This window comes from Cupriavidus sp. SIMBA_020 (assembly GCF_046535395.1).
GTDB classification, from domain to species: domain Bacteria; phylum Pseudomonadota; class Gammaproteobacteria; order Burkholderiales; family Burkholderiaceae; genus Cupriavidus; species Cupriavidus campinensis.
The window spans coordinates 285,757-310,946 of sequence record NZ_JAWRWU010000006.1; the positions used below are offsets into that span (position 1 = coordinate 285,757).

At 68.5% G+C, this 25,190-nt stretch carries 20 protein-coding genes and 2 tRNA genes; 7 read left to right on the plus strand and 15 right to left on the minus strand.

Annotation, left to right across the window (positions count from 1 at the left end; translation table 11 throughout):
• Positions 1-17: 17 nt before the first annotated feature.
• The gene (msrA, locus tag SB751_RS14675; protein WP_410748186.1) at positions 18-524 is read right to left on the minus strand and encodes a peptide-methionine (S)-S-oxide reductase MsrA; all 507 of its coding nucleotides are present in this window, start codon (positions 522-524) and stop codon (positions 18-20) included.
• Positions 525-614: 90 nt separating this feature from the next.
• On the opposite strand from msrA, the gene SB751_RS14680 reads away from it, so the two are divergent.
• Positions 615-1,253, plus strand: coding sequence for a uracil-DNA glycosylase family protein (locus SB751_RS14680; protein ID WP_410748187.1), 639 nt, complete (start codon positions 615-617; stop codon positions 1,251-1,253).
• Here SB751_RS14680 and SB751_RS14685 read toward each other — a convergent pair whose 3' ends face one another.
• A complete protein-coding gene (locus tag SB751_RS14685) occupies positions 1,254-2,228 on the minus strand; it encodes a LysR substrate-binding domain-containing protein (protein ID WP_211942559.1) in 975 nt (324 codons plus the stop codon).
• A gap of 250 nt (positions 2,229-2,478) precedes the next feature.
• Here SB751_RS14685 and SB751_RS14690 point away from each other — a divergent pair, with 250 nt between their 5' ends.
• Together SB751_RS14690 and SB751_RS14695 are read left to right on the plus strand one after the other, a co-directional pair.
• On the plus strand, positions 2,479-3,510 hold the full coding sequence (locus tag SB751_RS14690; protein ID WP_144202298.1) for a Bug family tripartite tricarboxylate transporter substrate binding protein: 1,032 nt from the start codon (positions 2,479-2,481) through the stop codon (positions 3,508-3,510).
• A gap of 106 nt (positions 3,511-3,616) precedes the next feature.
• The gene (locus SB751_RS14695; RefSeq protein ID WP_211942558.1) at positions 3,617-5,218 is read left to right on the plus strand and encodes a gamma-glutamyltransferase family protein; all 1,602 of its coding nucleotides are present in this window, start codon (positions 3,617-3,619) and stop codon (positions 5,216-5,218) included.
• A 33-nt stretch (positions 5,219-5,251) separates the two neighbouring features.
• Here the strand turns inward: SB751_RS14695 and SB751_RS14700 are convergent, their stop codons facing one another.
• Together SB751_RS14700 and SB751_RS14705 are read right to left on the minus strand one after the other, a co-directional pair.
• A complete protein-coding gene (locus tag SB751_RS14700) occupies positions 5,252-8,209 on the minus strand; it encodes an autotransporter outer membrane beta-barrel domain-containing protein (protein ID WP_144202302.1) in 2,958 nt (985 codons plus the stop codon).
• 145 nt (positions 8,210-8,354) lie between these two features.
• Entirely contained in the window at positions 8,355-8,825 is a 471-nt protein-coding gene (locus SB751_RS14705) for an Lrp/AsnC family transcriptional regulator (protein ID WP_144202304.1), read from the minus strand.
• 136 nt (positions 8,826-8,961) lie between these two features.
• On the opposite strand from SB751_RS14705, the gene SB751_RS14710 reads away from it, so the two are divergent.
• Positions 8,962-9,891 (plus strand): DMT family transporter, encoded by a 930-nt coding sequence (locus tag SB751_RS14710; protein ID WP_144202306.1) that lies wholly within the window; start codon positions 8,962-8,964, stop codon positions 9,889-9,891.
• A 22-nt stretch (positions 9,892-9,913) separates the two neighbouring features.
• Here the strand turns inward: SB751_RS14710 and SB751_RS14715 are convergent, their stop codons facing one another.
• Positions 9,914-10,384 carry an Lrp/AsnC family transcriptional regulator gene (locus SB751_RS14715; RefSeq protein ID WP_092300665.1) on the minus strand — a complete coding sequence of 157 codons (471 nt, stop codon included), beginning with the start codon at positions 10,382-10,384 and terminating at the stop codon, positions 9,914-9,916.
• Positions 10,385-10,544: 160 nt separating this feature from the next.
• Here SB751_RS14715 and SB751_RS14720 point away from each other — a divergent pair, with 160 nt between their 5' ends.
• Positions 10,545-10,856 (plus strand): AsnC family transcriptional regulator, encoded by a 312-nt coding sequence (locus tag SB751_RS14720; protein ID WP_144202308.1) that lies wholly within the window; start codon positions 10,545-10,547, stop codon positions 10,854-10,856.
• Between the two features lie 6 nt (positions 10,857-10,862).
• Here the strand turns inward: SB751_RS14720 and SB751_RS14725 are convergent, their stop codons facing one another.
• Positions 10,863-11,783 carry a LysR family transcriptional regulator gene (locus SB751_RS14725; RefSeq protein ID WP_211942556.1) on the minus strand — a complete coding sequence of 307 codons (921 nt, stop codon included), beginning with the start codon at positions 11,781-11,783 and terminating at the stop codon, positions 10,863-10,865.
• Between the two features lie 128 nt (positions 11,784-11,911).
• Between SB751_RS14725 and metE the strand changes: the two genes are divergently transcribed.
• Positions 11,912-14,314: a 5-methyltetrahydropteroyltriglutamate--homocysteine S-methyltransferase gene (gene metE, locus SB751_RS14730; protein WP_144202312.1), complete on the plus strand. Its 2,403-nt coding sequence runs from the start codon at positions 11,912-11,914 to the stop codon at positions 14,312-14,314.
• A 135-nt stretch (positions 14,315-14,449) separates the two neighbouring features.
• The gene (locus tag SB751_RS14735; RefSeq protein WP_410748188.1) at positions 14,450-16,549 is read left to right on the plus strand and encodes a TonB-dependent receptor family protein; all 2,100 of its coding nucleotides are present in this window, start codon (positions 14,450-14,452) and stop codon (positions 16,547-16,549) included.
• A 37-nt stretch (positions 16,550-16,586) separates the two neighbouring features.
• Here the strand turns inward: SB751_RS14735 and SB751_RS14740 are convergent, their stop codons facing one another.
• The 9 genes from SB751_RS14740 to SB751_RS14780 all read right to left on the minus strand — a co-directional run bounded on the left by SB751_RS14740 (position 16,587) and on the right by SB751_RS14780 (position 25,138).
• On the minus strand, positions 16,587-18,002 hold the full coding sequence (locus tag SB751_RS14740; protein ID WP_144202316.1) for a DUF1254 domain-containing protein: 1,416 nt from the start codon (positions 18,000-18,002) through the stop codon (positions 16,587-16,589).
• 210 nt (positions 18,003-18,212) lie between these two features.
• Complete coding sequence (locus SB751_RS14745; RefSeq protein WP_144202318.1) at positions 18,213-18,554, minus strand: hypothetical protein; 342 nt, start codon at positions 18,552-18,554, stop codon at positions 18,213-18,215.
• Between the two features lie 224 nt (positions 18,555-18,778).
• Positions 18,779-18,855 (minus strand) — tRNA-Arg (locus tag SB751_RS14750).
• 67 nt (positions 18,856-18,922) lie between these two features.
• A complete protein-coding gene (locus SB751_RS14755; RefSeq protein WP_244844382.1) occupies positions 18,923-19,705 on the minus strand; it encodes a hypothetical protein in 783 nt (260 codons plus the stop codon).
• A 329-nt stretch (positions 19,706-20,034) separates the two neighbouring features.
• Positions 20,035-20,121: transfer RNA gene (locus tag SB751_RS14760), tRNA-Leu, on the minus strand.
• A gap of 96 nt (positions 20,122-20,217) precedes the next feature.
• On the minus strand, positions 20,218-21,492 hold the full coding sequence (locus tag SB751_RS14765; RefSeq protein ID WP_144202321.1) for an amidohydrolase family protein: 1,275 nt from the start codon (positions 21,490-21,492) through the stop codon (positions 20,218-20,220).
• A 43-nt stretch (positions 21,493-21,535) separates the two neighbouring features.
• Complete coding sequence (locus SB751_RS14770) at positions 21,536-22,498, minus strand: ABC transporter permease (RefSeq protein ID WP_186296967.1); 963 nt, start codon at positions 22,496-22,498, stop codon at positions 21,536-21,538.
• Positions 22,498-23,589: an ABC transporter permease gene (locus SB751_RS14775; protein WP_211942555.1), complete on the minus strand. Its 1,092-nt coding sequence runs from the start codon at positions 23,587-23,589 to the stop codon at positions 22,498-22,500. Before SB751_RS14775 ends, SB751_RS14770 begins: the two co-directional genes overlap by 1 nt.
• On the minus strand, positions 23,579-25,138 hold the full coding sequence (locus SB751_RS14780; protein WP_410748189.1) for an ABC transporter ATP-binding protein: 1,560 nt from the start codon (positions 25,136-25,138) through the stop codon (positions 23,579-23,581). Before SB751_RS14780 ends, SB751_RS14775 begins: the two co-directional genes overlap by 11 nt.
• Positions 25,139-25,190 lie beyond the last annotated feature (52 nt).

A 25,190-nucleotide genomic window follows, 5' to 3' on the forward strand; every position in this document is an offset into this window, starting at 1 on the left:
GTGTGGCAGCGGGGGGATTACACGCGCGCCGGCAGCTTCCAGTTGGGGCGCACGAAGTGGCAGGTATAGCCATTCGGAATCCGCTCCAGGTAGTCCTGGTGCTCGGGCTCCGCCTCCCAGAACGGGCCGGCCTGGACGATCTCCGTCACCGCCTTGCCCGGCCACAGCCCGGAGGCATTCACATCCGCCACGGTGTCCTCGGCGACCTGCTTCTGCTCGTCATCCATATAGAAGATGGCGGAGCGGTAGCTGGTGCCGATATCGTTGCCTTGCCGGTTCCTGGTGGTCGGATCGTGGATCTGGAAGAAGAATTCGAGGATCTGGCGATAGCTGATCTGCTTCGGGTCGAACACGATCTCGATGGCTTCCGCATGGGTGCCATGGTTGCGATAGGTCGCGTTCGGCACATCGCCGCCGGAGTAGCCCACGCGCGTGGAGAGCACGCCCGGACAGCGGCGCAGCAGGTCCTGCATGCCCCAGAAGCAGCCGCCGGCGAGGATGGCGGTTTCGGTTTGCGTCGTCATACGTCTGATCCTTTCATTCTGGCGGCCGGCCAGAGCGCCGGCGCATGGACCAGTAATATACGCATGCCTCAGGAATTTCGCAGAATGGCCATGCCGTCCCCACCCTCGTCCCCACCCTCCCCCCCGAGTTTCGCCACCGATGCCGTGCAGCGCCTGCGCCACGAGATCGCCGCCTGCACGCGCTGCGCGGCCGACCTCGCCGCCGGGCCGCGCCCCGTGGTGCAGTTCAGCGCCACGTCACGCATCCTGATCATCGGGCAGGCGCCGGGCTCGCGCGTGCACGCCAGCGGCGTGCCATTCGACGACCCCAGCGGCGACCGCCTGCGCGCCTGGACCGGCCTTACCCCCGACCAGTTTTACGATGCCAGCCGCGTGGCCCTGATGCCGATGGGGTTCTGCTATCCGGGCAAAGGCGCGGGCGGCGACCTGCCGCCGCGCCGCGAATGCGCGCCGCTCTGGCACGAAGCCATCCTGCAGCACCTGCCGCCAGACCGCCTGACCCTGCTGGTCGGCAGCTACGCCCAGGCGCGCTACTTGCCGAAGGGTGCCGGCGGATCGATGACGGATGCCGTGCGCAACTTCCGCGCGGCCGGGCCGCATGTGTTCCCGCTGCCGCATCCGTCCTGGCGGGTGGTGGGATGGATGCGCCAGCATCCATGGTTCGAAGCGGAGCTGCTGCCCGCGCTGCAAGCCGCCGTGCGGGAAAAACTCGTCGATTCGCTACGATAGCTACGCGGCGGAAGCCAGCACGGCCGGCACCTCTGCCCGCGACGCAACCAGCCGGGGCGTGGCCGACCCGGGCGTCTCCAGCATCCGCCAGAACTCCAGCAGCGTGGGATTGCTGCTGATGACGGGCCGATAGGCGACGATCTCGAGCTCCGCGTACCAGGAGGCATCGCCGGCATGCACCAGCGTGCCATCGGCCAGCGCCTCGGCGGCGGTGCTCAGCGGCAGCCACGCCAGCCCGTGGCCCTCGGTGGCCATCTTGAGCAGCAGCATGGCCATGTCGGCCTCGTAGCAGCGCACCAGCCCCCGGTGCGCGTTGTGCGCCTCCAGCACGGTGTCGAGCACGCGCCCGAGCGTGGTGTTGGGCGTGTAGGCCAGGAAGGGGATGGGTGGCGCGTCGCCCCGGGTAGCAGGGGGCACGGCGTAGCGCGGGCGGCCATCGGGCCGGGGCGCGGAGACCGGCAGCAGCGTGTCGGCGCCCACGGTCAGGCTCAGGAAGCGCTCCGCATCGAGCGATACCGGCACGCGCGGGTGGTTGTAGCCGAGCATGAGATCGCAGTGGCCCTCGGAAAGCGCCACCACCGCATCCAGCACATTGGCTGCCACCACGCGCGCGTGGAAGTCGCCAAAGCGTTGCTGGCAGCGCTTGAGCCAGGCCGGCAGGAAGGCCAGCGAGAGCGTGTGCCCCGCCGCGATGTCAATCGCATTGCCCGGCAGCGACGCCTCGCGCCGCAAGGCGGCGCGGGCGTCCAGCAGCAGGTCCGCGGCCTGCCCGGCGGTCTCGCAGAAGGCCGCGCCGGCCCGTGTCAGCGCCAGCGGGTAGGTGTTGCGGTCCACCAGTTCGGCGCCCACCCAGTCCTCCAGCGAGCGGATGCGGCGCGACAGCGCCGACTGCGTGATGTGCCGCAACTCGGCGGCACGCGAGAAACTGCGTGTGCGTTCCAGCACAAGCAGGTCTTCAATCCATTTCAACTGCATGATGCAACCCCATGACCGGGCCACGGACTCCTGCGGCGCCCGGATGCGCAAGCCCTATTCCGGTTTCGCATAGGTTCATGGCCAATTTGCATCCCACGATGCACGGACCGTGCCTAGAATCGATCCCACTCCCAACAGCAGGCCGCCCCATGGGGCCCGGCCCCTGGCATGACAGGCGCGACAGAGCCCGCGAGACAGCGGCCGGTGCGTCAGATGTTCCGCAACCCATCGCCCTCGGAGTCTCTCCATCATGTTGAAGTCATCTCTCCTGCCCGCCCGCACCGCTCCGGCGCATGCGCGCACCATCCTGAGCCGCGCCCTGCCGCTGCTGGTTGCCGCCGCCGGCCTCTCGGGCGCCCTGGCCGCGCCCGCCGCGCTGGCCGAGTATCCGGATCGTCCGATCCAGCTCGTGCTGTCGTTCCCGCCCGCCGGCGCCACCGACGTGCTGGCCCGCGCCGTGGGTACGCGGCTCTCCCAGGTGCTCAAGCAGCCGGTGGTGGTGGAAAACCGCCCGGGCGCCGGGGGGGCGCTGGGCATGGGCTACGCCGCCAAGGCCGCGCCGGACGGCTACACGCTCTACATGGCCGCCGTCAGCAACGCCGCCATCGCCGCCGTCACCTACAGCAACCAGCCGGCCAACCTCGCCAAGGATTTCGTGCCGATCGCCGGCATCGGCAATGTGCCGCACATCCTCGTGGTGCCGTCCACGCTGCCCGTGAAGACCGTGCCGGAACTGGTGAAGTACCTCAAGGCGTCGCCGGGGCAGTACAACTTCGCCTCGCAGGGGTCGGGCACGCTGTCCCACCTGGAGTCGGAGCTGTTCCGGCTGCGCACCGGGGTGGACGTGGTGCATGTGCCCTATAAGGGCAGCTCGTTCGCGCTGCCGGACCTGATGGCGGGCCGTTCCGCGATGATGTTCGACAGCATTCCGTCGGCCCTGCCGCACGTGAAGGCGGGCAAGCTGCGCCTGCTGGCGGTGGCGTCAGACCAGCGCGTGAAGTCCCTGCCCGAGGCCCAGACCATGGGCGAAGCCGGCATCCAGGACTTCCGCGCCAACAACCTGTTCGGCCTGGTGGCCCCCAAGGGCACCCCGCCGGCGGTGATCGAGAAGCTGGCCGCCGCCACCAAGGCCGTGCTGGCCCAGCCCGATCTGGTCGACACCATGGACGCCCAGGGCGTGCAGATCGTCTATTCGGCGCCGGACAAGTTCGGCCGCATGATTAACGAGGAAATGCGCGACTGGGCCAAGGTGGCGCAGGCCGCGAAGGTCAAGGTGGACTGAGCCCCGCCCGGTCTCACCGCAGTTCAGCAACCCTCCCGGGGCGGCGGCCCGATTCGTCCCCAGCCTGGCTGGCGCCGCCCATTTTTCGAATTTGTCCGAGCCGTTCATGACCGCTTTCTGGGATTTTCCGTACACGGCGCGCCGCTTGCCGGTGCTTGCCGACAATGTGATCGCCACGTCGCAACCATTGGCAGCAGCCGCCGGCCTGCGCATGCTCGCGCGGGGCGGCAATGCCGTGGATGCCGCGCTGGCCACCGCCATCGCGCTGACCGTAGTGGAACCGTGCATGAACGGCATTGGCGGCGACGCCTTCGCGCTGATCTGGGACGGCGAGACGCTGCACGGCCTCAACGCCTCCGGCCGCGCGCCGCGTGCCTGGACGCCCGAATCGTTCGCCCGCCACAGCGCCATGCCCTTCACCGGCTGGGACAGCGTGACGGTGCCCGGCGCAGTCTCGGGCTGGCGCACCACGTGGGAACGCTTCGGCTCGCTGCCGTTCGAGGACCTGTTCGAGCCGGCCATCGAGTACGCCACCCATGGCTACGTGGTCTCGCATACGGTCCATCGCCAGTGGCAGGCCCAGGTGCCGGTGTTGCGCAACGAGCCCGGTTTTGCCGAGTCGTTCGCCCCGCGTGGCCGGGCGCCGCTGCCCGGCGAGCGCTTTGTCTGCCCCGGACAGGCGGAAACGCTGACCCGCATCGCCCGCTCCGGCGGGGAGGACTTCTATCACGGTGAACTGGCACGAAAGATTGCCGACCATGCCCGCGCCACCGGGGGCCGCATCGACGAAGCCGACCTCGCCGCCCACCGCGCGGACTGGGTCGAGCCGATCCGCATGGCCTACCGCGATCTGGAACTGTACGAAATCGGCCCGAACGGCCAGGGCATTGGCGCGCTGATGGCGCTGGGCATGCTCGAACATTGGGATATTGCCGAGTCCGGGCTCGACAGCGCCCGCACCATGCACCTCCAGATCGAGGCGATGAAGCTCGCCTTTGCCGACCTGCAGGCCCATGTGGGCGATATCGACGCCATGCGCCGGCCCGGCGCGGTGCCGCCCGAGGCGCTGCTGGACCCCGCCTACCTGGCCGAACGCGCGCGCGCCATTCGCCCCGACCAGGCGTCGTACCCCGGCCCGGGCAAGCCGCATACGGGCGGCACGGTCTACCTGACCGCCGCCGACCGCAACGGGATGATGGTGTCGTACATCCAGTCGAACTTCAAAGGCTTCGGGTCCGGCGTGGTGGTGCCCGGCACGGGCATCGCGCTGCATAACCGCGGCTGGGGCTTCAGCCTGGAAGCCGGCCATCCGAACCAGGTGGCGCCGGGCAAGCGCCCGTTCCACACCATCATTCCCGGCTTCCTGATGCGCGACGGTGCGCCGCTGGCCTCGTTCGGGGTGATGGGTGGGTCGATGCAGGCGCAGGGCCACGTGCAGATGACCAGCCGGCTGGCGGATTTCGGCCAGAACCCGCAGGCCGCCAGCGACGCGCCGCGCTGGCGCGTGATGGACGATAACGTGGGGGTAGCCGTGGAAGCCCATTGCCCGCCCGCCACCGTGGAGGGGCTGCGCGCCATGGGACACAAGGTGGAGCAGGCGCCCGCCGACAGTCTCGACTTCGGCGGGGCCCAGATGGCGATGAAGATGCCGCACGGCTATGCGGCGGCATCGGACTCCCGCAAGGATGGCTATCCGGTGGGATTCTGACCCCGCCAGACGGCCATCGTTATCAGCGGGGCCTTACCAGCGGTAGCGCATGCCCAGTTGCGCCTTGCCGGCCGTGTAGTCGTGAGCGCCGGCCTCGAAGCCGACGCTGCCCCATACGGTCAGGCGCCGCGTGACATCGCCCTGCATGCCGATCCGGCCTTCGAGACGGTTGGCGGGGAGATCCTCACGGACGACGAAGCTGTCGAACTGCGCGGTCTGCGAAGCGGGGCCATGCCACCAGTTGATCTCGGCGAACGGTTTCATCCGCATCACGCCGATCGGGCTGCCGGCGGTCTCGGGATGGCTGACATCGCCATGCAGGCGCAGGCCCAGGCGGGTGGTCAGGCTGCTCTCCGACAGCTGGCTGACCGCGGTGCCGCCCTGCTCCACATGGCGGTCCGCCCAGTAGTTTGCGTAGAGGATCTGGAGCTGCGGCTCCAGATAGGTACGCACGTCCGCCGAGCGGTGGAGCGGGAAGGCATGGCCGGCCTCGATGGACGTCACGAGGTTGGAGGAGCGATAGCGCTCGGAGGGCAGGCCCGCGCCGTTCACTTCATTGTCATAGGCGCCATACATGGCCCACACGTCCACGTAGGGACCGGTTTCCGTGTGACGGTCGCCGTACCAGGTGCCGTAGACCCCCGCGCTGACGCCATCGACCTTGCCGTGCGCGGCCAGCGGCCCGTTGCGCGACGCGTTGCGGCTGCCGCCGTACGCGCCCATCACGCCCACATGGATGCTGCCCTTGTCCACCGGCAAGCGGAGCACATCGCCACCGATATGCACGAGGTAACGGGTGTCGCTGCCGGTCAGGCCCAGCGCGCCGTTGCGGCTGGCCGTGGAGCCTACCGTGCGCAGCCAGGCGTTGCGGCCCGGCCCGTCGGCGTCGCTGGTACCGGCTGCGGCGCGCTCGCCCTCCCGGTCGCGCAGGGTATGGAACAGCAGGGTGCTGGCGGCGAGCTTGTTATTGAGATAGGCACCCACTTCGGGGCGCAGCGCCGGCAGTGGCGTGACGTCGTCAGGCTGGCCGTCGGTCCGGGCCTGTGCCACCAGATACCAGTCTTCGGCCTTGCCTCCCTCGCCGCCCCGCACCAACTGGTAGTCATACGCCCCAGCGGCGATCGATCCCACGCCTTGCCGGTAGCCGTCCGAGCCCGGGTTCAGCCGGAATGCCGCGGCATCGGTGGCGCCGCCGTTGCGCGTCTCCACAAGGCGGATCCCTTGTACCGTCTGCGCGCCCTCGCCGCCGGCATGGCGGATCAGCAGGCTGGTATCGCCCGAGGCGCGTGCGCCGTCCAGCACGATCTTGTCGGTGGCCGATGCATCGCCGCCCATCTGCGTGGCGAGCCGCACGGTGCCGCCGGTGCCGACATAGTCGCGCGTCACGGTCAGCGTCTGGCCTGGCGTGGCGCCGGCTCGCGTAGCCAGGTTCACCGTGCCGCCATTGGCCAGGCTGGTCACCATGGCATCGCCCTTGATGTTCCAGGCCGACTGTGCGTCCACGGAGAGGTTGAACGTGCTGCCGGCATCCACGCGTGCCGCGCCATCCAGCGTTGACGATTCGAGGGCGAGGCTCAGGGTCCCCCGCGTGCCGTCGTCGGCGTTCAGCACTTCCACCCCGTTCGTGCTGCCCAGCAGGGACGATCGCCGCAGCGTGGCGTCCAGCGCGCTGCCCACCACGTGGATGCCGGCGGCCTGGTTGGCGGCGAGTTGCGAGTCCACGATCATGGCCGTGCTGGTGCCAGCATCATAGGCCTCCGCGTGCAACGCCGCGGCGTTGACGCCATGCGTGGTGATGGTGCTGGCATTCAGGTCCAGGTCGGCAGCACCGCCCACGACCGCGCCCTGGGCCCGTGCGCCGCGCGTGGTGACCGTCACGCCATCGGCGCGTGCGGTGGCGCGCAGCGTCGTGCCGGTTCGGCCGCCAAACGCCATCAGGCCTTGCGCTTCCGCGCCTTCGGTGGTGACCGTGCCGCCGTCCAGCGTTACCGAGCCGCCATGCATGGCGAACACCCCGGCGGCCCCTTCGCCAGCCGTTGTCAGGGCCACGTCATGGGCCACCACCGTGGCACCCGATAGCGCGCCCATGCCATAGCCTGCCTCGCCCGTCGTTTGAATGGTGCCGCCATGGAGTTCCGCGCTGCTGACGTAGCCGCTTGGGTCGTTGATGCCATCGGCCCAGACGCCCGCCGCGGCGTATCCGCTGGTCACGATCTCTGTGTCACGCACCCGGACGGCGCCTGATACGGCGTGGGCGCCGTGGCCGCGCTCTCCCCGCGTACGGATCCGCGTGCCGGTGGCATCGACGAGCGTGTCGCCGCCGCCGCCAATCGCATAGAGCCCGTGCCCGTTGCGTCCGCTGGTGTTGACCACGCCGCGCGACACCGTCACGATGCCATTGAGGTTGGCTTCCACCCCGGCGGCATTGTCGCCACTGGCGTTGATCGTGGTGTCGCGCGCGTCGATCCGGGCACCATTCTCGAAGGCCATGAGCGCGTTGCCGCGATCGGCCGTCACCGTGCCGCCATCGATGCCGATGGTCGCGCCATCACCGGCCCACACGCCCACATAACCGCTGCCGGAGAACACCTGGACGTTGTCCAGGCCGATGCGGCTGTTTGCGTTGATGGCGTACAACGCCATCGCGTTGTCGGTGTCGATACCGCCGCCGCGCATGTCGATGGTGCTCCCGCTCATGGCCGCCAGCCCGTGCGCGCCGCCGCCTTCGGTCGTGACCGAAATCGCCCCGCCGCTATCGAGGATGCGGACTCTGCCGCCTTCGGTGGCGAGGACCGCAATGCCTGCCGTACCGGGTGTCGTGCCGGTCTCGATGGCACGGCCATCATCGATTTGCACTTCAACGCCCGGCGCGAGGATCTGAGTGGCCAGCGTAGGTTGGGAAAACGCGAGGCAAGCCGTGGCGATCACGGACAGGCGCGTGGTAATGGCCCTGCGTTGCTCGCGGGCCCGAACTGAGTAAGACGACTGCATGATGGACTCGAAGAATAAGAAGAAAGGCCCGGCCCGCCACGCCAGATCTGGCGCGGCCTTCCGGGGCGTTGCGCATTCTCACGAGTCACATTTCCTATTGCTATGGGAATTCCCTTAAATTGCGGATGACGCCCAGTCGAATCAATTACCCCAGCGGCAGCGCCGTGCTGTACAGCACCTGCTTCAGCGCGAAGCTGGAGCGGATGCTCGCCACGCCCGGAATGCGCGTGATCTGGTCGATGATCAGACGCTCGAGCGAGTCCACGTCGGGCACTACCACCCGCAGCAGGTAATCGGCATCGCCGGACATCAGGTAGCACTCCATCACCTGCGGCAACGCGCCGATGCGGCGCTCGAACTCGTCCAATGTTTCGCGGCGCTGTTTATCGAGCGAAATCGAGATGAAGACCACCACCTTGAGGCCAAGCCGGCGCGCGTCCAGCAGCGTGACCTTGCGCGCGATCACGCCCGATTTCTCCAGCTGCTTCACCCGCGCCAGACAGGGCGACGGCGACAGGTTCACGCGGCTGGCCAGTTCCACGTTGGTGAGGCTGCCGTCGCGCTGCAATTCGCTCAGGATCCGGATATCTGTGGTGTCAAGATCGATGTCCAGCATGTTGCGCTTCCCGTTCGTGCAAAGACGGCATTCTATGCTGGAATCTACGGCTGGTGCAGTCGAATCCAGTCATTGCTGCGGCGCAACCAGACGTAGACTTTTCAGCACCCGCACCCGCTCCGGAACCCCTTTCCCGATGTCTGCCCAAGCTCCCGCCGGCGCCGCTCCGGCCGCCGGACTCAAGAAATTCCTGCCCCTGATCGGGGCCGTCGCCATCTGGGGCGGCAACTGGCCCGTGATGAAGCTCGGCCTGGCCCACGTCAGCCCGCTGTGGTTCGCGGCGCTGCGCTTCGGCTCGGCAGCGCTGATCAGCGTGGTGGTGCTCGGCGCGCTGCGCCGGCTGCGCCTGCCAACGCGGCAGGAATGGCCGCTGGTGGTCAGCGTGGGGCTGTTGCAGATGGGCGCCTTCACGGCGCTGGCGCTGTGGGCCTTGCAATACGTGGCGCCGGGGCGGGCCTCGGTGGTGGCCTACGCCACGGCGATCTGGGTGATTCCGCTGTCCGCGCTGGTGCTGGGCGAGCGGCCGTCGCGGCTGCAATGGCTGGCCACGGCGTTCAGCTACGCCGGCATCGCCGTGATCGTGGCGCCCGCGCTGGGCGGCTGGGAATTGCATACCGTGATGGGGCTGACCATGCTGCTGGGCGCGTCGCTGGCGTGGTCGGTCAGCATCATCCATCTGCGCGCGCACCGCGCGGTGCGGCTCGGCGCGGACATGATTCCGTGGGAGTGCGCGGTGGCCACGGTGCCGCTGCTGTTACTGGCCCTGTTCCGCGATGGCACGCCGGACCTCGGCGCCATGGCGGACATCTGGCCGGTCATCCTCTACACCGGCCCGCTCGCCACGGCCCTGACCTTTATCGTCGTGCTCAATGTCACGCAGTCGCTGCCGCCGGCCGCCACGTCCATCGCCATGCTCGGCGTGCCGCTGCTCGGCCTGCTGCTATCGGCAGTGGCCTGGCACGAGCGCATTTCCGCGGATCTTTCGATTGGCCTCGCGCTGATCGGGCTCGGCGTCATTACCACGGCGCTGGCGCCCCGCCTGGGCAAACTGGCCGCGTCGCGCTGATATTTCGGAAAATGACTAGCGACTACGGCTGGACTGAGGGTTCGCGCTTCAGCGTGCGCAGCACGAAGGTCGAATGGCTGTGCCGCAGGCCGGGCAGCTTGTAGAGCTTGTGGCGCAGGAATTCCTCGTAGCCCTCGGTGCCGGCCACGGCCACCTTGATCAGGTAGTCGTACTCGCCCGTCAGCAGATGGGCCTCGAGCACTTCGGGCAGTTCGGCCAGCGCCTCGCCAAAGCGGCGGAACATGTCGTCGTCGTGGCGGTCCAGCGTGACTTCGATTAGCACCGTGTCCGGCAGGCCCAGCGCCTTCTGGTTCAGCAGCGCCGCGTAACTCTCGATCACCCCTGCTTCCTCCAGCGCCCGCACCCGGTTCCAGCACGGCGTGGCGGACAGGCCAACCAGCTCGGCCAGCTTCGCATTGGAGATGCGCCCGTCGCGGCGCAGTTCGCGCAGGATGCGGCGGTCGATGTCATCGAGCTTGGGAAGGTTCGACATGGCGGATTCGCTTAAGAAAGAAGAATTATCCGGAGATTGTATGATAATCCGCAGTTTTTTCTTCATTTACCCTGGCATCGGAGAAAAATCAGAAGCTCATTTTTCGCCCGTGCTGGTAAATTTACCGGACACCTTTCGCATCACATCCGGACCGCCTGCCATGTCGCTGCCCACTCTCGACCTCGCCCTTGAACTCGATCCCGCCGATGTCTTCGGCAGCCTGGAATGGGTGCTCGCCAATGCCCGCCGCACGGGCCTGACGCTGCAGGCGCTGCGCTTCGACGCCAACGCCGCGCAGGGCGTGCGGTTCTCCGCCAGCGCGCCGGTGCCGGAACTGCTGCACGTGTTCGTACGCCGCATCGGCCATGGCGTGGAGGTGCGGATCGTGGATGCAGAGTTCGGCGATGACATCGATTCGCTCGATGGGCTCGCCTCGGTCACGCTGCCCGAGCCGGTGGCGCTGCACGCCTAAGGCAGCTCAGGCCGGCGCCAGCAGTTCGATGCCGTCGAGTTCCGCCGCGCAGGTATCGCGCACGATGGTGACGAAGTCCGCCACATAGGGCCGGTCCGCCATCGCGGCGGGCACGGTCGCGTACAACTCGCTCCACAGGCCCTTGGCGCCGATGCGCTTGGCCAGCACGTAGTCGTGATCGACGTAGTTCTTCACGCCCCAGTTCGGCAGTGCAGCCACCCCGCGCCGGCTGGCCACGAGCTGTAGCACGGCCACGGTCAGCTCGGCCGTGCGGCGTTGCAGATGGATGCCGGCAGGCTCCAGCACCTCGCGGATCAGGTCGATGCGCTGCTCGGGCACCGGATAGGTAATCAGCGTTTCGCCGGCCAGGTCCGCCGCCTCCAGGCGCCGCTTGTTGCGCAGCCGGTGTTCGTTGGCGATGACCGCCAGGATCTCGAAGCGGAACAGCGGCGCCACCTCCAGCCCGCGCTTGGCTGGCGGCTTGGAGCCGATCACCATGTCCGCCTTGCCGTTCGCCAGCAGCGCGAGCGGATCGGCGTGGAAACCCGCCACGAGGTCGATTTCCACCTCAGGCCAGCGGCGGCGGAACTCGTCCATCACCGGCATCAGCCAGTCGAAACACGTGTGGCACTCCAGCACCACGCGTAACTCCCCCCGGGTATCGCCCTTGAGCCGCAGCAGGTCGCGTTCGGCCGCGCTGATGGCGGCCAGCGCCTCGCGCGCCAGCGCCAGCAGCCGCTCCCCGGCCGGCGTGAAGCGCAGGCCCTGGCGCGTGCGGTCGAACAGCGGCGTGCCGTAATGGGCCTCGATGGCCTTGATCTGGTGCGAGAGCGCCGACTGGCTCACATGCACACGCTCTGCCGCCGTGGCCAGCTTGCCGGACTCGGCAATCGCCACGAGGGAGCGGAAATGGCGGACTTCGATCATTGGCGTTGACTACACCCTGTGACTTGAATGAAATTCATATATTGTTTAAAACATGTCGCTTGATTCATTCTACTCGCCATCAGAGACTGTGCGCCAGATCGAACATTTCCCATCTCTGGAGCCCACACATGGCACGCACCCACATCCTCGGCTTTCCGCGCATCGGCGCGCGCCGTGAACTGAAATTCTCGCAGGAGGCGTTCTGGCGCGGCGAGACGCCCGAAGCCGCGCTGCGCGAGACCGGCGCCGCGCTGCGCCGCCGCCACTGGCAGTTGCAGGCCAATGCGGGCCTGGCCACCGTGGCCGCCGGCGACTTCGCCTGGTATGACCAGATGCTCGGCACCACCGCGCTGCTCGGTGCCCTGCCCCGGCGCTTCGGTTTCGACCCGGCCGCGCTGACGCTCTCGCAATACTACGAACTGGCGCGCGGCAACGTGGGTCAGCCGGCCATGGAAATGACCAAGTGGTTCGATACGAACTACCACTACCTGGTGCCGGAACTCGATGCCGAATCCACCTTCGACGGCGGTCCGTCCTGGTATCTCGACGAAATCGACGAGGCGCTGGCGCTCGGCCTGCCCACGCGTCCGGTGCTGATCGGGCCGGTGACCTACCTGTGGCTGTCCAAATCCCACGTGGCGGGGTTCGACCGCCTGAGCCTGCTGCCCAAGGTGGTGGCGGCCTACGCCCGCATCCTCGCCCAGCTCAAGGCGCGCGGCATCGAATGGGTGCAGATCGACGAGCCGGCCCTGTGCCTGGACCTCGATGCGCCCTGGCTCGACGCCTTCGACGCCGCCTACCCCACGCTGGCCGCTGCCGGGGTCAAGCTGCTGCTGGCCACCTACTTCGACACCGCCGCGCCCCACGCCGCCCGTGCCGCCGCGCTGCCCGTGCACGGTTTTCATATCGATCTGGTGCGCGCACCGCAGCAGCTGGCCGCGTGGCAGGCCGTGCTGCCGGCTGACGCCGTGCTGTCCGTCGGCGTGATCGATGGCCGCAATATCTGGCGGGCCGACCTGCGCGCCGTGCTGGACACGCTGAAGCCGCTGCACGCGCAGCTCGGCAATCGGCTGTGGATCGCCCCGTCCTGCTCGCTGCTGCACGTGCCGGTTTCGCTCGATGCCGAACAGCGGCTCGACCCGGAACTCAGGAATTGGCTAGCCTTCGCCACCGAGAAGCTCGATGAACTGCATACGCTCGCCACGGCGCTGAACCAGGGCGAGGCGGCCGTCGCCGAAGCCCTCGCGGCCAGCGATGCAGCCCAGGCCGCGCGCCGCACCTCGCGCCGGGTGGTGAACCAACAAGTGCAGAAGCGGCTGGCCGACGTGACGGCCGGCATGGCCGACCGCGCCAGCGCGTTCGACCTCCGCATCGAGCGCCAGCGCGCCGCGCTGGCCCTGCCGGCGCTGCCGACCACCACCATCGGCTCGTTCCCGCAGACGCCGGCCATCCGCCAGACCCGCGCGGCCTACAAGCGCGGCGACATCGGCGCGCTGGAATACCTCGAACGGATTCGCGGCGAGATCGAACTGGCGGTGCGCAAGCAGGAGGCGCTGGGGCTGGACGTGCTGGTCCACGGCGAGGCCGAGCGCAATGACATGGTCGAATATTTCGGCGAACAGCTATGCGGCTACGCCTTTACCGAGAACGGCTGGGTGCAGAGCTACGGCTCGCGCTGCGTGAAGCCGCCGGTGATCTATGGCGATGTGTACCGCCCCGAACCGATGACGGTGGAGACCGCCCGCTACGCGCAGTCCCTGACGGACAAGCCGATGAAGGGCATGCTCACCGGCCCGGTGACGATGCTGCAATGGTCCTTCGTGCGGGACGACCAGCCGCGCGCCACCACGGCACGGCAACTGGCGCTGGCCATCCGCGACGAGGTGCGCGACCTGGAGGCGGCCGGCATCCGCGTAATCCAGATCGACGAACCGGCATTGCGCGAGGGCCTGCCGCTGCGCCGCGCGGACTGGGCGGCCTACCTGGACTGGGCTGTCAACGCCTTCCGGCTCTCGGCCGCCGGTGTGGCCGACGCGACGCAGATCCACACCCATATGTGCTATGCGGAGTTCAACGACATCCTGCCGGCCATCGCCGCCATGGACGCGGACGTGATCACCATCGAGACCTCGCGCTCCGCCATGGAACTGCTGGAGGGCTTCGGCGAATTCGACTATCCGAACGAGATTGGCCCGGGCGTCTACGACATCCACTCCCCGCGCGTGCCGACCGTGGAAGCCGTGACGCGGCTGCTCGAGCGCGCCTGCGAGGTCATTCCGCCGCAACGGCTGTGGGTCAACCCGGACTGCGGACTGAAGACGCGCGGCTGGCCGGAGACCGAGGCGGCGCTGGCCAATATGGTAGCGGCGGCGCGGCAGCTGCGCGGCAAGCTGGCTGGGCAGGTGCCCGTGTCGTGGAAGCGGGTGGATCGCCCGGCCAGCGCGCAGGTCGGCGCGGTTGTCGGCGCGGTTGTCAGCCATACGCACACGGCGGCGTGCGCCCCGGCCTGCGCGGGACAGGCGGCGGTATAGGTCAGAGCCACGTCAGAGCTAGATCAGGAAATCGGCCGGAAAAACGGCGCCCTGCGCGCGCAGCTGTGTCCTTGTGTCACATGGTGCGCGCGCTGGCCAGCCCGTATCCTCTCGGGAAAATTCCAAGAGGAAGTCATGAAACGAGCCAATCCCTGGCGCCGCGCGGCAGTCCTGCCCGCGGCCGCCTTGTCCACGGCTGCGCTGGGCCAGGCCGCCAGCGCGCCCGACCCTACGCCCGAGCATGTGCTGCCCACCGTCACCGCGACGGCCCCGGCGGCGGGATCGCTGACCGCGCCGAGCATCGGCCAGCAGCGCCGGTCGCTGTTCGAATTCGCTGGCTCGGTGGGGTTCGTTGACGCGGCGTCGTATACCAACACCTACGCCAGCGATCTGCGAGATGTGCTCAAGGATGCGCCCGGCGTCTACGTCCAGGAACGCTACGGCCAGGAACTGCGCCTGTCGGTGCGCGGCTCGGGCGTGGCGCGCGGCTTCCACACGCGCGGCATCGACATCCTCCAGGACGGCGTACCGACCAACTTCGCCGATGGCAGCGGCGACTTCTATCAGATCGATCCGATTGGCCTGTCGGCGGCGGAGATCTACAAGGGCGGCAACGGCCTCGCCTATGGCAGCACCACGCTGGGCGGCGCGATCAACTTCACCACCCCGACCGCCCTGAACGCCGAGGCGCCGAACATGGCGCGCGTGGACGGCGGCAGCTTCGGCACGATCCGCGCGAGCGGGCAGGTGTCGCGCCAGATCGGCGCGTGGGACTTCCTGGCCAACCTGACCGTGAACCATTCGGAGGGCTACCGGAACCACGAGCGCGGCCAGTACGAGCAGCTCAACGCCAACCTCGGCTATCGCTTCAGCCCGTCCGTGGAAACGCGCTTCTACTTCGGCGCGTACATCGTCGATCAGCTGCTGCCGGGCACGCTGAGCCTGAACGACGCGCTGAACAACCCGCGCATGGCCTCCGCCAGCGCGCTGGCGGGCGATCAGGCCCGCAACACGCGCACCGAGCGGCTGGCCAACGTGACGACCGTGAAGCTCGACAACGGCCAGCTCGACTTCAGCACCTGGGTCATCCACAAGAGCCTGTATCACCCGATCTTCCAGGTCATCGACCAGGATTACTGGACCTACGGCTTCGCGCCGCGCTACACGGGCAATTTCACGCTGGGCGGCATGCGCAACCAGCTGATCGCGGGTGCGCGCTTCTTCGGCGGCAACAACAACGCGCGCCAGTACGTGAACGTGAACGGCAGCCGGGGCGCGCAAACGCTGAACGCGGCGCAGGATGCGTATAACTACGAGGCGTACCTGGAAGACCGGCTCTACGTGGTGCCCACCGTGGCGCTGATGGCTGGCGCCAAGGCGTACCGCAACCGGCGCGAGTACCAGGACTATGGCGGTCTGCCCGCCAGCTCCACGCCCAAGTCGGACGGCACCACCTACAGCGGCGTGAACCCGAAGTTCGGCGTGCTCTGGGAACCGCGCAAGGACGTGCAGGCCTTCATCGACATCACGCGCAGCGCCGATGTCCCGGATTTTTCCGATTTGAACCAGACCATCGGTGCGACCAACCAGTTCGTGCCGCTGGCCGCGCAGCGCGGCTGGACGCTGGAGGCTGGCACGCGCGGCCAGGTGGACCGCTTCGGCTGGGATCTGACGGTGTACCGCTCCCTCGTGCGCGACCAGTTGCTGCAATACACGGTCAGCCCGGATGTGCCGGCTTCCACCTTCAACGCCAATCGCACCATCCTGCAGGGTGTGGAGCTGGGCGCCAGCGCCGACGTGCTGCGCAACGTGGCCGGCCCCGGTGACAAGATCACCGTGTCGCAACTGTGGAATTTCAGCGATTTCCGATTCGACAACGACCCGGTGTACGGCAACAACCGCATCGCCGGCATCCCGAAACACGTGCTGCGCACGACGCTCGCGTATAGCCAGGCTGCGGGGTTGCGGGTGGCGGGAACGATCGACTGGGTGCCGACCGGCGCCTACGTGGACTACGCCAACACGATGAAGGTGCCGGCCTACGTGCTGTTCGGGATTCAGGCCAGCTATGAATTCCAGCGCGGGGTCACGCTGTTCCTCGATGCCCGCAACCTGGCCGACAAGCGCTACATCAGCGACTTCGGCACCGTGGCCGATGCGCGCACCGCGAACACCGCAGTGTTCTACCCGGGCGTGGGGCGCGCGTTCTACGCTGGCGTGAAGTTCAAGTTCTGACGCCGGGGCGCCGTCAGGGCGCGCGTCAGGTCGCGCGTCAGTTCACGCGCTGCACCGCCGGCGGCGCCCACTTGCCGTCCAGCATGGCCTGGTCCGGCCAGTAGGCGCGCAGCACGAGGTTGAAGCCATCGGGCGGCGCCGGCAGCCAGTTGGCCGCGCGCGCGCCGTCGGGGCGCTCGTACTGGATATAGATGTCGAGCGAGCCGTCGCGGTTGTAGCGCAGGCGGTCGCGGCTGCCGAGCGCGTAGCGCTGGATCGGGTTGCTGACGAACGCCTGCTTGTTGTTGTAGAGCGTGAGCGACCAGAACGCCTTAACCGGCGGCAACTGCCCTTTCTCGAAATGCAGCACGTAGCGGCTGCCGCCATCGAACGGCCGGCCCGTGGCATCGGCGCGCGTGGCGGGGTAGACCGCATCCTCGGGCAGGTTCGCACCCAGGCCCATCATGGCGATGGCGGCGCGCTTGGTGTAGTCGGTGCCGTAGCTGCCAAGGTCACGCGCGATGCGCCAGCCGGTGCTGCCGGCCGCGCCCTTGCGCGCTTCGGCGGCAATCCCGGCCAGCGCGGCCGTCGCGCCTTCCTGCACGGCGCGCGCCGTGGACGGCTCCAGCACCGTGGTCTTGAACGGCTCGCCGGCCTCGATCCCCATGCGGCGCATCTTCCCGACCATCGCCGCATCCTCGGGCGCCGGCGGGTTGGCCTCCAGCAAGGCGGCCATGCGCGAGAAGAACGCCTGCGCGTCCATGGCGGCCACCTGCTCGACGGGCGGCGTCTGGGTGTCGATCAACGTGGCGCGCGGCGGCGCGGCCGGCGGCGCCACGCGGGCGCCCTTCTGCCAGGCGGAAAGCGGAATCAGGCGGTACTGGTCCTGGAGGCGGTGCACGGTCGGGAAGTCCTGCTTCCCGTTGGTCTGCGTGCGGCCAATCAGCCAGACCATGGCGGTCGGCGAGCGGATCTCCTTCACGCCCTTGGGCAGCGTACCCTGCCAGTCCGGTCCGACGATGGCGAACGCGCCACGCTTGGTGCCGGTGGTGCGCTTGCCCGGCGACGCGAACACATTGGTCCACGCATCCATCAGCGGCATCAGGTAGTAGCGGCCGGCGGTATCGGGCACGGACAGGACCACGGGTTCCTTCGTCAGGTCCAGCCAGGCCGTCGAATACAGCGTATCGGCATTGGGACTGACCACGTCGGTGAACATGGCATCCGGGAAGCTGCGCTTGTGAACAAAGGTGTTGGCCGGCGTGCGGGCCGTCATCACCTCGCGCGTCACGTCCATCAGCACGAGCGGATAGCCGTAGGTGAACACCTCCGCGGACAGGGCCTTCATGGCCTGGTCGGAGGGCGGCTGCTCCACGGCCGTGACGGTGGTCGCACGCTCGTTGGTGGACGAGCATGCGGAGAGCAGGACGGCCAGCGCGACCACGCTGGCCAGATTGCGTATCGAAGGATTCATGACCCCGTTTCCCTTTGGACTGGCGGCCTTCCGGATAGACGGGCAAACGGACGGGTAAACGTCGCTTGTCGCCCCGGAGGCGCATCTCTTCCGGACGAATGATGTGCCCGCCGATCCGCCCGTGTCAATGTCCCGGCGACCCAATTAAGGGGGGAACCGAACACGCTGGGGGCGAATAGCGGCAAGGGCTGCCGGGGCGGGGGCCGGGCGCTAGAGATAGGTGGCGATCACGACATAGCGAGCGGGAATACCGGCAGGGGTGCCCGGGCCATCGGCCGGCCGGACATCGAGGTGATAGGCGCCCACGGACTCGCCCTCCCCGGCCCGCGGCAACGCCAGGGTCCGCACAACGGCACCGCCCGGGACGGGACAGCGCGACTGGAGCGTCGGCCGCGCCCCGGCTCGCGGCACCATGTCACAGGTCGGTGCGACGATGGCACCCTCAAACCGGATCGTCCCACCCTCGGCACACGCTACCCCCACCTGCCCCATCAAAAGCCCCGCCGCCGTCGCCATCGCCGCCATCGGGAACGCCCGCTTACGTGCCTTCATGCCTATCTCCTTGGTGTCTGGGACTGCCTGAGAAATTTCCTACGCGGCCAGTGTAGCGACGCGACGGACCGGCCGGAAGTGAAGGATTTCGGGATTGTGTGAACGGCCGGGGGATGGTGACTTCGCGAGGGGAAGCCGTACGGCGGGGAGACTTGCAGACAGATGCGGGAGGACCAAAGAAAAACGGGATTGGCAAACGCCAATCCCGTTTTTCTTGCTGATAGTGGCGCGGCTGGCAGGATTCGAACCCACGACCCCTTGGTTCGTAGCCAAGTACTCTATCCAACTGAGCTACAGCCGCACGCGAGGCCGCAATTGTATCGCAATTCGCCTTTCGTGCAAGCGTTTGATGAAAAAAAACGGCATGGCTACCATCGGTACCGTGCGCCCAACGTTGCGCCAGCGTTACGGCCGCCGCGCGCCTTCATCCAGACCTTCAGGCCGGTGATGGAATTGCGCTGGGCGCCAACGTTGAACGACAGCAGGCCACGCAGCAGGTCGGTGTCGATGCGGGTGCCGTTGATGTTGATGGTTCTCGCGCGGTTGTCCTGCCACCAGTCGGCTTCCACATAGGGATAGACGCCGGAGATGCGCGTCGGGCGGGACCCGTAGAGGCGGACGGCCAGGCCGGTGGCGCTGGCCTCGCCGGGCGCGGCGTCCCAGTTGTTGGCGACGGGCGACATGCCAGGGCGATAGGCCATCTCCACGCGCGACTGCAGCGTCAGCCCTTCGGCATTGCGCGACAGCGGCGTGTTCATCGCCAGCGCCATGCTGCGCACGCTGCTGTCGACAAAGCCGGTGGCGGAGGTCACGTCGTCGAGGTGCAACCGGGCGGGACGGGGCGCGCCGCGGAACGTCTCGACCTGGCGATCGATGGCGCCGGGGCCCGGCGCGTCATCGACGGGCCGCGACTGCGCGGACAGCGAGGCATAGACCGGCCGGGGCAGGCCCGGACCGTCATCGCCATCGACCATGCGCGGCGGTGCGAGGGCATCCGGAGGAGCTGCGGGCCTGGTGGGCGCTGCGGCGAGTTCGGGCGGCGCGGCGGCTCCGACGGTGGGCGCGGGAGCGGGTGCTGACGCGGCAGCGGACAAGAACCAGTTGTCCGCCTCCTCCGCATGGGCCACGACCGCGCCGGCCATCAACGCCATGAGCAGCCACCATCGGAGCGGCAGATGATGTGCCCAGTCTGCCGCGGCACAAGGTTTCCATCCGGGATGGCTCCCGGACCGTTCCTCTCTCTCACGCAACGCCAGCTTTCTCATGGCAACCACCTTGCCGGGCGTTTCTGAACCATGCCCGATCAGACTTGAGCATAGGTCAAACATCCGGCGATGGTGAGTGCCTGTGTGATCTGCCGCGCAAGCCAAAACCCGCAGAGATCGTACAAGCGCCGGAAACGAAAAAAGGCCCCCAGGGGGCCTGTCTTTCCGGATGTACAAATAGAAATGGCCCCGCTTGCGCGGGGCCATTTAAATATTGGTGCCCAGAAGAGGACTCGAACCTCCACAGTGTTGCCACCGCTAGGACCTGAACCTAGTGCGTCTACCAATTCCGCCATCTGGGCTTCGTCTCGCTGCATGTCTGCGGCGATGCGAAGAAGGAGATTATGCTGCGATGATCGCCGGCTGTCAACAGGCTGCCGAAAAAATCCTGGCGATTCTTAGCGCAGCCGGAAATCCACCTGTGAAGGCCGGCCATCCAGCGCCAGCGTGGCGGTGGCGGCCGGGGTGCGCGCCACCACCTTGCCGGCGCGCAGCACGGCCAGCCGCGTGGCGCGCAGGCGGAGGGCCTCTACCGGATTGCGCGCCTGCAACAGCACCAGGTCCGCGCGGCAGCCTGGGGCCAGGCCGTAGCCGTCCAGGCCGAGGATCCTGGCCGGCGTCTCGGTCACGGCCGCAAAGCAGGCGCGCATGGCGTCCTGCCCGGTCATCTGGGCCACGTGCAGGCCCATGTGGGCCACCTCCAGCATGTCGCCGGTGCCCAGCCCGTACCACGGATCCATCACGCAGTCGTGCCCGAAGGCCACCGGCACCCCCGCCGCCAGCAGTTCCGGCACGCGCGTCATGCCGCGCCGCTTTGGGTAGGTGTCATGCCGCCCCTGGAGCGTGATGTTGATGAGCGGATTGGCGATGGCCGCCACGCCGGCCTCGCGCATCAGCGGCAGCAGCTTGGACACGTAATAGTTATCCATCGAATGCATCGACGTCAGGTGCGAGCCCGTGACGCGCCCCTGCAACCCGAGCCGGACGGACTCGCTGGCCAGCGTCTCGATATGGCGCGACATCGGGTCATCGCTCTCGTCGCAATGCATGTCCACGCGCAGGCCGCGCGCGGCAGCTTCCTCGCACAGCAGCTTCACGGACGCCGCGCCGTCCGCCATGGTCCGCTCGAAGTGCGGAATGCCGCCAACCACGTCCACGCCCATGTCCAGCGCGCGGCGCAGGTTGTCCAGCGCGCCGGGCGCCCGCAGCACGCCGTCCTGCGGAAAGGCCACCAGTTGCAGGTCGAGGTAGGGCTTCACGCGCTCGCGCACGTGCAGCAGCGCCTCGGTGGCCAGCAGGCGCGGATCGCAGACATCCACGTGCGAGCGGATGGCCAGCAGCCCCTTGGCGACGGCCCAGTCGCAATAGGCCAGCGCGCGTTCCACGATGGCCTCCTGCGTCAGCAGCGGCTTCAGCTCGCCCCACAGGGCAATGCCTTCGAGCAGCGTGCCGGACTGGTTCACGCGCGGCAGCCCATAGGACAATGTCGAATCCATGTGGAAGTGCGCGTCGACGAACGGCGGCGTGACGAGCTGGCCGGCGGCGTCGATCTCCTCGCCCGCCGTGGCGGCCAGGCGCGGCTCCACGGCGGCGATCTTGCCATTGGCGATGCCGATGTCGATGTCGGTACGGCCATCGGGCAGGCTGCAGCGGCGCAGGATCAGGTCGAACATGTGGAATCTCTCTCTTCTATATATAGGGGGCGATGGGGTTGGGTCACCGCTCGCCCTTGCGGTACGGCTTCATCAGCGCCTGCGGATAGGCCGCGCGGCGCGCCACCAGCACCAGCGCCAGGATCGACAGCACGTAGGGCAGCATCAGGTACACCTGGTACGGCAGCGGCGGCAGGCCCGGCAGGCTCGCCCCGCCCTGTTGCAGGCGCAGTTGCAGGGCGTCGAACGCGGCGAACAGCACCGCGCCGAGCAGCGCCCGGCCGGGCCGCCACGAGGCAAAGACCACCAGCGCCACGCAGATCCAGCCGCGCCCGTTGATCATGTTGAAGAAGAACGCGTTGAAGGCGGAGAGCGTCAGGAACGCCCCGCCCACGGCCATCAGCGCCGAGCCGGCCATGATCGCACCAATCCGCACGGCTGCCACGCGGATGCCCTGCCCTTCTGCCGCCGCCGGATTCTCGCCGACCATGCGCAGGGCCAGCCCCAGCGGCGTGCGATAGAGCAGCCAGCCGATCAGCGGCGCCATGCACAGCGCCAGCAGCGTCAGCGCGGTCTCGGCGGCCATCACCGGGCCGATCAGGGGGCCGAGGAGCGGTACCTCCGCCCACCATGTCATCGGCGCGAACGGGGTGATCGTCGGCGGCGACGACACCTGTGCGAAGTTCAGCCGATAGGCGTAGTAAGACACGCTGGTGGCCAGCATCGTCACGCCCAGCCCCGCCACGTGCTGGGACAGCGCCAGGGACACGGTCAGCCAGCCGTGCAGCAGCCCGAAGGCCAGCCCCACGCCCGCCGCCACCGCCACCCCGCCCCAGAGCGGCGCGCCGAGGTAGACCGCCAGCCAGCCGGAGAACGCGCCGGCCACCATGATCCCTTCGATGCCGAGGTTGAGCACCCCGGCGCGCTCGCACAGCAGCACCCCCAGCGTGCCGAAGATCAGCGGCGTGGCCACGCGCAACACGGCGATCCAGAACGGCGCCGCACTCACGATATCGAGCAGTTCCATCAGGCGGCCCTCCCGATCCGGTCGAACCGCACGCGGTAGCGCGTCAGCATCGTGGCCACCAGCATGGTCAGCAGCGCCACGGCGACGATCACGTCGGCGATGGTATTCGGCACGCCCACGGCGCGGCTCATGCCGTCCGCGCCCACCAGCACGCCCGCCACGAACACCGACGCGGCAATCACACCGATCGGGTGCAGCCCCGCCAGCATGGCGATGACCACCCCGGCGTAGCCGTAGCCGGGCGAGATGTCCAGCGTCAGGTAGCCGGTGCGCCCCGCCACCTCGACCACGCCGGCCAGCCCCGCCAGCGCGCCGGACAGCATCGCCGCCAGCAGCGTCACGCGCGTCACCGGCATGCCCGCGAAGGCCGCCGCGCGCGCGTTGGCGCCCACCGCACGCATCTGCAGGCCGAACACCGTGAAGCGGTTGACCGCCCACAGGATCACGGCCAGCGCCACGGCGATCAGCAGCCCGCTATGCACGCGCGAACGCTCCAGCAGCCGCGACAGTTCGAGTTCCGGCACCAGCGCCACGGACTGCGGCCAGCCCATCGCCAGCGGGTCCTTCATCGGCCCATCCAGCATCATCGACACGCCCAGCAGGACGATGAAGTTCAGCAGCAGCGTGGTGACCACCTCGTCCACCCCCAGCCGCAGCTTCAGCAGCGCCGGCACCAGCAACAGCAAAGCGCCTGCCAGCATGCCGGCCGCCACCATCAGACCGAACAGCAGCCCATTCGGCAGCGCGGCCGCCCACGGCGCGGCAGCCCCATCCACCTGTCCGCCGACGGCCACCGCTGCCAGCGCGCCCAGGTACAACTGCCCTTCCGCGCCGATATTGAACAGCCGCGTGCGGAACGCCACCGCCACGGCCAGCCCGGTCAGCATCAGCGGCGTGGCGCGGGTCAGCGTCTCCGACCACGCGAAACGCGAGCCGAAGCCCCCTTCGAGCAACAGCCAATACGCCTTGCCGACCGGCGCGCCGGCCCAGGCGACCAATACTGCACAAATGCCGAGCGTGGCGACGATGGCCCCGAACGGCGCGGCCACCAGCGCGGTGCGCGAGACCGTGGTGCGCGCTTCAAGCCGCATGGGCCACCTCCCCGTGCGTCGCGGCGTGGTCCGCGCCGGCCATGGCCAGTCCCAGCGTGCCGAGCGTCCAGCCGGACGTCGCGCGGGCCGGCGTCAGCCGTCCGCCATGGATCACGGCGATGCGGTCGGCCAGCGACAGCAGTTCGTCGAGATCCTCGGAAATCAGCAGCACGGCGGCCCCGGCCCCCGCGGCTTCCAGCAACTGGCGATGGACGTAGGCCACCGCGCCGATATCCAGCCCCCAGGTGGGCTGGCTGGCGATGACCAGCCGGGGCGTCTGCGCGCCGCGTACCGACAGCGCGCGCCCCAGAATCAGCTTCTGCATATTCCCGCCGGAGAGCGTGCGCGTGGGGGCGTCGATGCCGCCGCCGCGCACGTCGAATTTCCTGGCCAGCGCCGCCGCAAAGCGCCGCGCCGGTCCGCTGCGGATCACCCCGCCCCGCACGAACACCGGGTTGCCCAGTTGCTCGGCAATCGCGTTCTCCCACACGGCCAGGTCGCCCACGGCGCCTTCGGCGTGGCGATCCTCGGGCACGCGCGCCACGCCGGCGGCAATCCAGCGCCGGGGCACAGCCGGCAGGTCGATGCCTTCCACGGTCACCGTGCCGGACGATGGCGCCAGCATGCCGCTCATCAGCTCGGCCAGCGTGACCTGCCCGTTGCCGGACACGCCGGCAATGCCGACGATCTCGCCCGCATGCAGGGCCAGCGTGACATCGTGCAGCGCCACGCGCCCCTCCGCCGCGGCCACGTTGGCGCGGCGCAGGGTGGCGATCAGCTCCCCGGGCGCCTCGGCGGCCTCGCGCCGGGGCATCTCCACACGCCGCCCCACCATCAGTTCGGCCAGTTCCTGCTTGCTGGTCTCGCCTGCGGCGCGCATGGCCACCAGCTTGCCGCCGCGCAGCACCGCCACGCGATGCGACACACGCAGCACTTCATCGAGCTTATGGCTGATGAAAATCACCGACAGCCCTTCGGCAATCAGCTGCGCCAGCGTGGTGAACAGGCTGTCTACCTCCTGCGGCGTCAGCACGGCCGTGGGTTCATCGAGAATCAGCACCCGGGCGCCGCGATACAGCGCCTTGACGATTTCCACGCGCTGGCGCTCGCCCACGGACAACGCACCAACCCGCGCGTTGGGCTGCACGGCCAGGCCAAAACGCTGGGCGATGGCCTGCACGCGGCCGAGCGCGGCGGCGCGCTGCTGGCGCCAGCGCCAGAGTGGCTCGGTGCCGATCAGGATGTTGTCGAGCACGGTCAGGTTGTCGGCCAGCGTGAAGTGCTGGTGCACCATGCCCACGCCGGCCGCCAGCGCCGCGCGCGGGTTGCCCGGCGGCAGCGCCGCGCCATCCACCTCGACGGTGCCGGCATCGGCAACGTAATGGCCGAACAGGATATTGACCAGCGTGCTCTTGCCAGCGCCGTTCTCGCCGAGCAGGGCGAGCACCTCGCCGCGCTGGAGATCGAGCGAAATGTCGTCGTTGGCGGTCAGCGGGCCGAACCGCTTGGTGATATGGGAAAGACGGAGGACGGGAGGGGGAATCGACATCTAGTTATTCTGTGCGTGTGATGCCCCTCCCCCAATGGGAAAGGGGCGCGAT

What these genes read in the sequence shown, in the direction of transcription:
- msrA (WP_410748186.1), bottom strand. Translation starts at nt 524, where the DNA reads ATGACGACGCAAACCGAAACCGCCATCCTCGCCGGCGGCTGCTTCTGG.
- SB751_RS14680 (WP_410748187.1), top strand. Translation starts at nt 615, where the DNA reads ATGCCGTCCCCACCCTCGTCCCCACCCTCCCCCCCGAGTTTCGCCACC.
- SB751_RS14685 (WP_211942559.1), bottom strand. Translation starts at nt 2,228, where the DNA reads ATGCAGTTGAAATGGATTGAAGACCTGCTTGTGCTGGAACGCACACGC.
- SB751_RS14690 (WP_144202298.1), top strand. Translation starts at nt 2,479, where the DNA reads ATGTTGAAGTCATCTCTCCTGCCCGCCCGCACCGCTCCGGCGCATGCG.
- SB751_RS14695 (WP_211942558.1), top strand. Translation starts at nt 3,617, where the DNA reads ATGACCGCTTTCTGGGATTTTCCGTACACGGCGCGCCGCTTGCCGGTG.
- SB751_RS14700 (WP_144202302.1), bottom strand. Translation starts at nt 8,209, where the DNA reads ATGCAGTCGTCTTACTCAGTTCGGGCCCGCGAGCAACGCAGGGCCATT.
- SB751_RS14705 (WP_144202304.1), bottom strand. Translation starts at nt 8,825, where the DNA reads ATGCTGGACATCGATCTTGACACCACAGATATCCGGATCCTGAGCGAA.
- SB751_RS14710 (WP_144202306.1), top strand. Translation starts at nt 8,962, where the DNA reads ATGTCTGCCCAAGCTCCCGCCGGCGCCGCTCCGGCCGCCGGACTCAAG.
- SB751_RS14715 (WP_092300665.1), bottom strand. Translation starts at nt 10,384, where the DNA reads ATGTCGAACCTTCCCAAGCTCGATGACATCGACCGCCGCATCCTGCGC.
- SB751_RS14720 (WP_144202308.1), top strand. Translation starts at nt 10,545, where the DNA reads ATGTCGCTGCCCACTCTCGACCTCGCCCTTGAACTCGATCCCGCCGAT.
- SB751_RS14725 (WP_211942556.1), bottom strand. Translation starts at nt 11,783, where the DNA reads ATGATCGAAGTCCGCCATTTCCGCTCCCTCGTGGCGATTGCCGAGTCC.
- metE (WP_144202312.1), top strand. Translation starts at nt 11,912, where the DNA reads ATGGCACGCACCCACATCCTCGGCTTTCCGCGCATCGGCGCGCGCCGT.
- SB751_RS14735 (WP_410748188.1), top strand. Translation starts at nt 14,450, where the DNA reads ATGAAACGAGCCAATCCCTGGCGCCGCGCGGCAGTCCTGCCCGCGGCC.
- SB751_RS14740 (WP_144202316.1), bottom strand. Translation starts at nt 18,002, where the DNA reads ATGAATCCTTCGATACGCAATCTGGCCAGCGTGGTCGCGCTGGCCGTC.
- SB751_RS14745 (WP_144202318.1), bottom strand. Translation starts at nt 18,554, where the DNA reads ATGAAGGCACGTAAGCGGGCGTTCCCGATGGCGGCGATGGCGACGGCG.
- SB751_RS14755 (WP_244844382.1), bottom strand. Translation starts at nt 19,705, where the DNA reads ATGGCGTTGATGGCCGGCGCGGTCGTGGCCCATGCGGAGGAGGCGGAC.
- SB751_RS14765 (WP_144202321.1), bottom strand. Translation starts at nt 21,492, where the DNA reads ATGTTCGACCTGATCCTGCGCCGCTGCAGCCTGCCCGATGGCCGTACC.
- SB751_RS14770 (WP_186296967.1), bottom strand. Translation starts at nt 22,498, where the DNA reads ATGGAACTGCTCGATATCGTGAGTGCGGCGCCGTTCTGGATCGCCGTG.
- SB751_RS14775 (WP_211942555.1), bottom strand. Translation starts at nt 23,589, where the DNA reads ATGCGGCTTGAAGCGCGCACCACGGTCTCGCGCACCGCGCTGGTGGCC.
- SB751_RS14780 (WP_410748189.1), bottom strand. Translation starts at nt 25,138, where the DNA reads ATGTCGATTCCCCCTCCCGTCCTCCGTCTTTCCCATATCACCAAGCGG.